This is a genomic window from Mycobacterium sp. NPDC050441 (genome assembly GCF_040655355.1).
Taxonomy (GTDB): Bacteria; Actinomycetota; Actinomycetes; order Mycobacteriales; family Mycobacteriaceae; genus Mycobacterium.
In genome coordinates this window covers 1-11156 of sequence record NZ_JBFAJS010000006.1, presented here as the reverse complement: position 1 = coordinate 11156, position 11156 = coordinate 1, and the positions used below count along the sequence as shown (strand labels likewise).

The window sequence follows — 11156 nt, the reverse complement described above, 5'->3', positions numbered from 1 at the left end:
TCGATGCCTGGTGCATGAAACTGACTACTTCACAATCGATCTGACCAATGCGATAGCAATACGGCGGGGGAAAACAGCAGAGCACCACGGAGTCCGCGGAGGCAATGCGTGATAGGGCCACGCAGTTCCACATTCCGCCCACCACGATCAGCACAGCCCTGTGGATTCGAGCGGCCAAATCGGCTTCAACAACTCCCAAATCTTGCACCAAAAGGTGCATACAGCAAACAACATACGAGGTAGCATTCCGGTCATGTGGGGCTCGTTGGCAGTGCTTGCGCTTTTGACAACGATCAATCCTGTGCGCCTTGGGATCATCATCTTGGTGCTCTCGAGGCCGCGGCCCATGACGAACCTCCTCGCGTACTGGACGGGTGCGGTGCTGGTGGGGCTCACCAGTCTCCTCATTCCACTGTTCGTGCTCCACTCCACGCCAACGTCGTCTGCTTTCGCGAGGAATTTCGCGCACCCCACGGCGAACCCGATCGCACAGCGCACCACAATCGCCACAGGCGTGCTACTCCTGGCGATCGCCGTGTTCATGGTGGCGCGCAGCTTGTTACGGACACCCGTCGCGGCAGGTAGCCATCGGAAAGCAGAAGGCAACGGAGGCGGCACCACCTCGACACTCGTGGACGATTCAGGTGCGCCACCGGTCATCGCAAGACTGTTGCGCCCCACCCGGAGCTCAACCGATGACGAGGCCGGTGACAAATCCCTGATGCGGCGGCTGCTCGGGCGCTTCCGCGAGGCGTGGCAGAACGGGTCGCCGTGGATCCCCTTCGTCGTCGGCCTCATAGTGCTCCCACCATTGGACGGCGTTCTCTTCGCCCTGGCCATCGTCGTGGCCTCGGGAGCCGCGTTCGAAGTCCAGGTGATCGCAACGATCGCCTTCGTCTTCGGCGTGCTCTTGGTGGAGGAGACAATCCTCGTGAGCAATGTGGTTGCGCCGGAGAAAACCCAAGCGGCACTGCGCAGGCTGCACGATTGGGCCCGTACGCATCACCAGAAATTCGTCGCTGCGATCCTGGCAGTGGTCGGACTCTCGCTGTTGGCCAGGGGCATGGGCGGCCTCTGATCCGAGCATCAGCCGACGATCTTGATTCAGCGGAAGTCGGAGCCGACGGGGTATTCTGTTAGCTGAGGATCATGGCTCAGCATTGGGAGGGCCCATGAACACCGTTATCAGAATGCTGATTTCAGGTTCCATCGGCATGACCATGACCGGCCTGGTTATATTTGCCTCGGCAGGCACATTCGACTACTGGCGAGGTTGGGCGTTTCTCGCAGTGCTCGTGGTCTCGGGTTGGGCGTCGGCCATCTACTTCCTGCGCAAGAATCCCGCAGTGTTGCTGCGGCGATTGCCGACGACCGAAGAACGACCACAGCAGAAGGTCATTGTCGTTGGTGTCTTGTTTCTGTGGGCGGCAATGCTCGTCGTGAGCGCGCTCGATCACCGCTTCAAATGGACGGTGGTCGCCACAGAGGTCTCATTGGCCGGTGATGTGCTGGTCGCGCTCGGACTGGCTGCGATTGCCCTCGTGCTCATTCAGAACAGCCATGCGGCCGTGACAGTTCGGGTGGAGGCGAATCAACGGCTTGTCTCCACTGGCCTGTACGGACTCGTGCGGCATCCGATGTACACCTGCAACGCGCTGCTTCTGGTCGGAATACCCCTTGCGCTCGGCTCCTTCTGGGGCCTCATATTTCTCATCCCGGGCATCCTGCTCTTCGCCCTACGCATCCAGGATGAGGAAAAGTTCCTCGAGGCAGAGCTGGACGGATACAGCGACTACGTGCAGAAGGTTCGGTACCGCATGCTGCCGGGGATCTGGTGACCGGTTCTGTCAGCTGCCCAGTAACAGTCTGAGTTGGCTTCCATATTCTTTGAGCGCCCTGGCCGTGAACATCTCGTAGTGCGTGCAGTCGACCGAGTACGCGTTGATCTCGCCGGCAATCCACGGCTGCCAGCTTTGTAGATGGGTCCGGGCGGCCCGCCGGTTCCGCATCCCACGCCAGCGGGACCGTAGTCCTGGTCCGCCGTCTTTGCTTCGGTGCCGCGCGGCCATGAAAACGGCGACATCGCCGTCGAATACCTCGGGCGCATGATCGAGCAGGCGGAGCTGGTTCTCGTTGAGGCTTTGGGCCATGAACTCCAGCAACGGCTTTGGTGGGAGAGCGAATCCGAGAGCACCCTGTTCCTGAATCAGTTCTTCCGCCCGCTGGTAGTCGATGGGCCTCCGGTGCGTCGGCACGTCGATGTTGTTGGTCTGCAAGATGTATTCCAGCACCAGCCCCTCGGCCAGCACCCGGTTCTCGGCGACGAGCCTGTCGGCGCCGGTGGTGAGTTTGTTCGTCCTCAACGCGGCGTCCAGGAGTACGAGACGCTGGACTTCGCATCCTCGTCGCTGTAGCTCAACGGCGAGCGCATGTGCGACGACGCCGCCGAACGACCAGCCGAGGAGCTTGTAGGGACCATCCGGATGCAGGGTTTGCACGCGGTCCGCATAGATCGCTGCCAGATTGTTTATCGATGTGGGTTCTGCCTGGTCGGCTGTCGCCGTTTGATTGATTCCGATGATTGGGCAGTCCAGGTATTCGCCGAGTGCCCGATACGACCAGCTCAACCCGAAACCGTCGTGAATGCAGACCACGGGAATGCCTGCGCCCGCCCTGAGGATGTCGACGGGAACCACTTCCTCAGCACTGTCCGCACTTCCGATCTGCTGAGCCAGGCTTCTCACGGTCGGCGCCTCGAATATCACGCGTACGGCCAGGTGTGCGTCCGTGGCTTTGTTGATCGCGGCGACGACCCGCATCGCCAGCAGAGAATCGCCGCCCAGGTCAAAGAACGAGTCGTCGACCCCGACGCGCTCCAGACCGAGCACTTCGGCGTAGATGCCGGCCAAGACCTCTTCGGCAGGAGTCTCGGGGGCCCGGTATTGCCCAGCCTTGTATTCAGGTGCCGGCAGAGCGCGCGTATCGAGTTTTCCGTTGGAGGTCAAAGGCAGTGCATCCACGACTATGACCGCCGCCGGAACCATATAGACCGGCAGCCGGTCGGCCAGCGTCACTCGCGCCTGATCCGGGTCTACCGCGCCGGCCACCGACTCGGTGACATAGCCGACCAGGCGCTTGTCTCCGGGCTGGTCCTCCCGGACTGTCACCGCGGCCTGGACCACTCCGTCCATATCGGCCAATGCTGTTCGGATCTCACCGAGTTCGATGCGGTAGCCACGGATCTTGACCTGCTCGTCGGCACGCCCCAAATAGCGCAACTGGCCGTCGGCATCCCAGCACACCAGGTCACCGGTGCGGTACATCCGGGTTGCGGGCTCTCCCGGCTCGATGAACGGGCACGCCACAAACCGCGACCCGGTCAATGCGGACCGGCCGATGTACCCACACGCCACACCGCGGCCTGCCACGTACAACTCGCCCACCACCCCGGTGGGTACCGGGTGCAGCCATTGATCCAGCACGAACAACGCCGACGTCGACACCGGGGCACCGATCGGGACCACCCGCGGTCCCGCCGCGTCCGGCGTCGTCAACGGCGCACTCATCGACGCATACACCGTCGCCTCGGTCGGACCATAGGCATTGATCACCACGCGCCCGGGCGCCCATCGGTCCACCACGTCACTCGGGCAGGACTCACCGCCGAGCAGTAGAGCAGTCGGTCCCAAGCCCTCCGGCGAGAGAGCGGCCACCGCAGATGGGGTCTGAGTCAGTACATTTACGGCTTCTGAGACCAGCACATCGTGGAAGGTCTCCGGTGAGCTCACCACCTCTTCCGGCACCACGACCAACCGCCCGCCGGTCAGCAGCGCCGCCCAGATCTCCCACACCGAGAAGTCGAATGCGTACGAATGACACTGTGTCCACACCTGATTGGCCGGCAGCCCGGTAGGCATCGAGGCGGCGAGGTGCGTCAGGTTGTGGTGCGTAATGCCTACCCCCTTGGGGGTACCAGTGGTGCCCGAGGTGTATATCAGGTAGGCGATCTCGTCGGCGCCCGGCGCCGGCAACGCCGTGTTGGGGTAGCCGTCGATGCGAGGATCGCCGATATCGATGACGAACATGCCGGCTCCGGCCAGGCGATCGAGGTGCACCGCGGAGGTAATCGCGACAGTCGGCGCGGAGTCGGCGAGCATGAAAGCGATCCGTGCCTCTGGGTGTGCCGGGTCCATCGGTATATAGGCCGCTCCGGTCTTGAGCACTGCCAGCATCGCCACGATCGCCTCGGCGCAACGGTTGAACAGCAGCGCGACACTCTGCCCCGGCCCGACTCCCATACCTTCGAGCAAGTGCGCCAACCGATTCGACGCCTCATCGAGTTCCTGATAAGTCTTCGAGCGACTTCCACAGGACTGGGGTGAAAGGCCGGCATCCGTCACCGCCACCGCCTGCGGTACGCGTGCCACCTGATCGGCGAACAACGTCGGCACCGACACCGGCGCCGCGGAGGTGGCGAGCGCCGCGCAGTTGCCGATCTCGTCCAGGCAATCCCGTTCGCCGTCGATGAGCACGTCCACCGACGAGACCCGCTGATGAGCATCGGTGGTCAAGGCCGACACCACCCGCTCCAGGCGCTCGATCAGTGTCCGAATGCTGTCTGCGTCGAACACGTCGGTGCGGAACTCCACGGAGCCGACGATTCCGTCCGGTGCTCCGGTCCCGGTCCAGCGTTCCTCAAGGGAGAAAGCAAGGTCCATGCGGGCGGCCCGGGTGTCGGCCGGAAGCGGGGTCACCTGCAGGTCGCTCAGAAGCGACTCGGCGCCAGACTCACTGCTGTCTCGTGAGACGAAGTTCTGCCAGGCGAACATCACCTGGATCAGCGGGTGGTGGGTCAGGCTCCGGATTGGGTTGAGCCGATCCACGAGCACCTCGAAGGGCACGTCCTGGTGCTCGTAGGCGGCCAGGCTGCGCTGGCGTATCTGGGCCATGAGCTCCGCGAAGGTCGGGTCTCCGCCAAGGTCCACCCGTAACACCAAGGTGTTTACGAAGAATCCCACCAGATCGTCGAGCGCCGGATCGCGTCGCCCAGCAATCGGGAAACCCACCGCCACATCAGAACTGGCGCTCAGCTTCGACAGCAGCACCGCCAGTGCCGCCTGCAGCACCATGAAGCTGGTGGCATCATGCTCCCGCGCCAGTCGACCAATTCTCTGCTGCAATTCAATCGGCCAATTCACCGCCACACTTGCTCCGCGGTAGTCGGCGACCGGCGGATACGGCCGATCCGTCGGCAACTCCAGACGCTCGGGCAACCCCGCCAATGCCCGCTCCCAGTACGCCACCTGAGCGGCGATCGGACTGTCGGCATCGTTGAGATCACCCAGTTGCTCGCGCTGCCACAGCGTGTAGTCGGCGTACTGCACCGGCAGCGGCGACCAGTCGGGAATCTGACCCGCGCTTCTGCCGGCATAGGCCATCCCGAGATCACGCACCATCGGCGCGATCGACCAACCGTCGGCAGCAATGTGGTGGACCACCACAACGAGTACGTGCGCACTCTCGTCGACGCGCAAAAGCGTTGCCCGGACCGGAGCTTCGCCGGCCAGATCGAAGCAGTGCCGCACCGTCGCGTCGACGGCCTCCCGCAGCCGGGGCTCCGGCCAACCGCGGGCATCCACCACCTCCCAACTGAACTTCGCCTGCTCCGTGGGAATCACGACCTGCTGGGGGAGCCCATCGGGCGCTGTAAAGACGGTACGTAGGCTCTCGTGGCGGCCCACCACATCGGTGAGCGCCGCCCCCAGTGCTTCGATGTCCAGCGCCCCGCTGATCCGGTACGCGGTGGGCATGTTGTAAACCGGTGAGGGGCCCTGCAACTGGTCCAGGAACCACAACCGCTGCTGCGCATAGGACAACGGCAGTACCGCGGGCCGCTCTTGGACGGTCAGTGCCGCTCCGGCCCGCTGCCCGGCATGTGCGCTGATCCATTCGGTCAATGCGGCCACGGTGGGGGCATCGAACAAGGCCCTGATCGACACCTCGACATTCAGCTCGGCCCGGATTCGGGCGACCAGTCGCGTCGCGGAGAGGGAGTGCCCGCCGAGGTCGAAGAACCCGTCGTCGATGCCGACTCGGGCGACCCCCAGAACCTCACCGAACAGGGCGACCAGAGCACGCTCGCGCTGGTCACGAGGAGCCCGATAGGCCACCCCACTGTTGAACTCCGGGTTCGGCAGTGCCCGGCGATCGAGTTTGCCGTTGACCGTGAGCGGCAGGGCGTCCAACACCATGATCGCCGCGGGCACCATGTATTCGGGCAGCTTGTCCCCCGCGAAACGACGCAGTTCCCCCGCCCGTTCGATCGCAGACGGGTCGTTGACGTATGCGGCCAGTGAGCCCGCTGCAGTGCTGGGCAGATAAAGATCCGACAGCGCCGGCACGGCACCGTCGGCCGATCCCGCGGCGGTACGGGTGTAGATGACGTCAATCAGCCCATCACACGGCGACCAGGTCACGGCCGCGGCGTACCCCAGCTCCCGCCCCAGCTGGAGGCAGTCATGCGGTAACACTGCGCCGGAAGCCGCAATGCCGGAACGTAATTCGCTGACATACTCGCGGTCACCCGCTTTGTCCAGCTCGCGTACCAGCTCGACATCCGGCCAGATTCCGGCATGGGGAACCCCGGAGACGCGCAGCTCTGGTAACCCCTCGGACCGCAGATACTCGGCCAACCTGGCCAAGCCCCCGAACCGCTGCCATGGTTCGCACGGCAGGTTCGCAACCGATCGCACAGGGATCGGTCCCTTGCGTAGCACCACCTCGTAGCGATAGCCGCTGAGTTCGTTGATCGCCTGCATGTCCTTGAGTCGCACCTCGACAGCGACGATGTCGTCGAGATGCTGCGGCAACGCGGCAAAGAACTCCGGAGCCACCAAGAGCTCCTGTTCGGACAGCATCTCCCGACGTACCCGCTCACCTACCGCTGCAGCTGTGTCCTCACCGTCACGGCCGTCCTGACCGCCGGCGCATACCACCCCGGTAGTGAACGCCCGCAACAACGACAGGTTGCGCACATCGCCGAGGAACAGGGCCCCGCCGGGGGCCAGTGACCGCATCGCCACGGCCAGCACATCGAGCAGATAGCCCGCACTAGGGAAGTACTGGATGACCGAATTGAGTACCACTACATCGAAGTGGCCCTGCGGAATCCCATCGGGGGCGTCGGCCGGCTGCGCCCGCAACCGCACCCGCTCAGCCCAGGGCTGCCCGGCGACTTTCGTCCGCAATGTCTGGATCGTCGGTGGCGAGAAGTCCGTTGCCCAATACTCGACGCACTCCGGGGCCACATGCGCAAGCAGCAACCCCGAACCCACACCGATCTCCAGTACCCGCCGCGGCCGTAGCGCCAAGATTCGGTCTACCGCGGCCGAACGCCATTCGGTCATCTGCGGCAGCGGAATTGGATCTCCGGTGTAACTGCTGTTCCAGCCCCCGAAGTCCTCGCCCAGTTCGGTAGGCGTGCCCGTGGTGAACGACTCACCCGAATACAGGCCCTCATACACGCCCTGCCATTGGTCGACGAGTTCCGCTTCGCGCGCAGACTCGCGGACCAACATCATCTCCGGGTCCAGCACGACATAGGCGACCAACTGCTTGTCCGTGGTCGGCTCACCCTGCCTCGCGACGGACGCGGCGGTGTGGGCGACGATCACCGCTTGGGAGACTCGCGGATGGGACGCCAACACCGACTGGATTTCGCCGAGTTCGATGCGGTAGCCGCGGATCTTGACCTGCTCGTCCGCACGACCGGCATACCGCAACTGCCCGTCAGCCCCCCAGGACACCCGATCCCCGGTGCGGTACATCCGGGTGCCCGGCGCCCCGAACGGGCAAGGGACGAAACGTGATCCGGTCAACCCCGGCCGTCGCACATAACCGATACCGACGCCACGACCGGCCACATACAGCTCCCCCACCACACCTGCCGGGACTTCGCGTAGCCACTGGTCCAACACGAACAGCCCGGCGCCCGGCACCGGCACACCGATTGGGACGACATCCGCCCCGGCCCGTAGCGGAGCGCTGATCGTGGCGTACACCGTTGTCTCGGTCGGGCCATAGCCGTTGATCATCACCCGGCCCGGCGCCCACCGATCGACCACCTCCTGCGGGCACGGTTCAGCGGCCACCATCAACGCCGACACCGATTCCAATCCCTCCGGCGAGAGCATCCCCACCGCGGACGGGGTTTGACTCAACACCGTCACCCGCTCGCCAACAAGCAACGCCTGCAGCTCCTGTGGTGACCGCGTCACCTGCTCGGGCACCACCACCAGGCGCCCACCATGCAACAGGGCGCCCCAGATCTCCCATACCGAATAGTCAAAAGCCAACGACGAACACGCAGCCCACACCTGCCCCGCGCCCATCTCGACACCCACGTCCAGACCGTCGAAAAGCCGCGTCACGTTCTGATGGGTGACGGCAACACCTTTGGGTACACCCGTGGTGCCCGAGGTGTAGATGATGTGTGCCACGTCGTCAGCGGCCGGCCCCGCCGCCACAGGCGTGCCAGGCGCGGAGTCGATCCGGGGATCACCAACCTGCAGTACCGGCACACCACAGCCGGCCATCCGATCAACCAAACCGGCCGTAGTCAGGATCGCCACCGGCGCAGCGTCAGCCAGCATGAACTGCACACGCGCGTCCGGATGGGCCGGGTCGATCGGCAGATACGCCGCACCAGACTTCAGCACCCCCAGAATCGCGACGATCGCATCAGCTGACCGGCCCGTCAACAAGCCGACACAGCGCCCAGGGCCCGCGCCCATACCAACCAGAAAGTGCGCCAACCGATTCGATGCCTCGTCAAGTTCTCGGTATGTCAACGACCGCCCATCAGAACACATCGCCACCGAATCCGGCGCCCGCGCCGCTTGGCCGGCGAACAGCTCAGGAATCGATGATTCCGTCACATATCGGGCCAACACGCCCCGGTGCCCAACTTCGTCCAAATGCACCTGCTCACACGCATCGAGCAGGTCCACCGACGACAGCCGGCGACCCGGATCAGACGTCATCGCCGCCAACACCCGGCGCAACCGCTCGACCAGGGTCTCGATGCTGGCTGCGTCGAACACATCGGTTCGGAATTCCACCGAGCCCCAGATTCCGGCAGGTTCGCCGGCGTCGGTCCAGTGTTCCCGAAGGAAGAGCACCAGATCCATGCGGGCAGTCTGAGTATCAGCCTCCAGTGGGGCGGCCTCTACATCACCCAAACTGAGCGCAGTCGCGGCATCATTGTCCAGGCCGGGCAGATTCTGCCAGGCAAAGATCACCTGGATCACAGGCTCATGGGCCAGGCTGCGGGTCGGGTTGAGCCGCTCGACCAGCACCTCGAACGGCACGTCCTGGTGTTCGAAGGCTGCCAGCGCACGCTGGCGCACCTGCTCGACCAACTCCGTGACGGTGGGGTCACCACCCAGATCCACCCGCAGCACCAGCGTGTTGACGAAGAACCCGACCAACTCATCGAGCGCCGGGTCGCGCCGCCCTGCGATCGGGAAACCAATTGCCACATCGGAACTGGCACTCATTTGGGCAAGCAACACCGCCAGCGCGGCTTGGACCACCATGAAGCTGGTGGCGTTGTGCTCGTGCGCCACCCGCGCGACCTGCTGCTGCAACTCGGCCGGCCAATCCACCATCACGGTTGCGCCGCGGTGGTCTGCGACGGGCGGATAGGGCCGATCGGTCGGTAACTCCAGCCGCTCGGGCAGTCCGGACAGCGCCTGCTCCCAGTAGGCCAGCTGCTCGGCGATCCGGCTACCGGGGTCGGTCAGATCGCCCAGATGCTCGCGCTGCCAGAGGGTGTAGTCGACATACTGCACAGGCAACGGCGCCCACCCCGGGGCCTGTCCGGCGCATCGGCATGCATATGCCACGCCCAGATCCCGTACCAGAGGTCCGATCGACCAGCCATCGCCGGCGATGTGGTGCACCACCGCCACGAGCACATGCTCTTCTACGCCCAACCGGAAAAGGGTTGCCCTCAGCGGTGTTTCGGCAGACAAGTCGAAGTTGTACCCGACGATCGCGTGGATCGCATCCCGCAGCCGGTCCGTGGACCAGCCAGTGGCGTCAACGACCCGCCACCCGACGTCGGTCTGGTCTGCGGGCACTACAACCTGCCGCGGTACACCGTCAACCGCGGGGAATATTGTCCGCAGACTCTCGTGCCGGCCAACCACGTCAACCAACGCTGCCGCGAGCGCTTCGGTGTCGAGTAGTCCGGTGATCCGATACGCGGTCGGCATGTTGTATGTGGCTGCGCCACTGTCAAACCGGTTGAGGAACCACATACGGTTCTGCGCGTAGGACAGCGGGATCAGGGCGGGCCGCTGTTGGACTGTCAAAGCCGGAAGCCCGCCGGTAGCCATGTCGATGCGTGGGGCCAGTTGGGCGACCGTGGGTGCGTCGAACAACGTACGCACAGCGATATCAACATCCAGGCCGGCATTGATCGAAGCGATCAACCTCATGGCAGAGAGGGAATCTCCACCCAGGTCGAAGAAGGAGTCGTCGACCCCGACCCGTTCCAGCCCAAGAACTTTGGCGTAGATGCCGGCAAGGATCTCCTCGACTGGGGTGGACGGAGCGCGGTAACCCTCGCCGGTATCGGCGTAATCCGGCGCCGGCAAGGCCCGCCGATCGAGCTTTCCGTTGACAGTCAACGGAATTGCCTCAACCACCAGCACCGCGGCGGGCACCATGTAGCCTGGCAACCGCTGCCCCAACGCAGCCCGAACAGCGACCGGATCCACACTCCCGGTCACATAACCAACCAGCCGCCGATCCCCTGGACGATCCTCGCGCGCAACCACCGCCGCCTGACCGACCCCGTCCAGATCAGCCAACGCAGCCTGGATCTCCCCCAACTCGATGCGATACCCACGGATCTTGACCTGCTCATCAGCACGCCCCAGATACTGCAACTGCCCATCAACACCCCAACGAACCAGATCTCCGGTGCGATACATCCGCGCGCCGCCCCGACCGAACGGGCACGCCACAAACCGTGATCCGGTCAAGCCCGATCGACGCGCGTATCCGTAGGCCACCCCCCGGCCGGCCACATACAACTCCCCCACCACACCCGGAAGAACCGGACGCAACCACCGATCCAAAACAAATAC

The 11156-nt window shown here is 64.3% G+C and carries 3 protein-coding genes; 2 read left to right on the top strand and 1 reads right to left on the bottom strand.

Annotated elements, in window-relative coordinates:
* Positions 1-160: 160 nt before the first annotated feature.
* Entirely contained in the window at positions 161-1078 is a 918-nt protein-coding gene (locus AB0I14_RS18370; protein WP_358024431.1) for a GAP family protein, read from the top strand.
* A gap of 94 nt (positions 1079-1172) precedes the next feature.
* Positions 1173-1838, top strand: a complete 666-nt coding sequence (locus AB0I14_RS18365; RefSeq protein ID WP_358024428.1) for an isoprenylcysteine carboxylmethyltransferase family protein — start codon at positions 1173-1175, stop codon at positions 1836-1838.
* Positions 1839-1847: 9 nt separating this feature from the next.
* Here AB0I14_RS18365 and AB0I14_RS18360 read toward each other — a convergent pair.
* Positions 1848-11156, bottom strand: a 9309-nt coding sequence (locus AB0I14_RS18360; protein WP_358024425.1) for an amino acid adenylation domain-containing protein, incomplete at its 5' end; no start/stop codon positions are given.

Bases quoted from the DNA above. Each gene is read 5' to 3' on its own strand.
- AB0I14_RS18365 (WP_358024428.1), top strand. From the start codon at position 1,173: ATGAACACCGTTATCAGAATGCTGATTTCAGGTTCCATCGGCATGACC.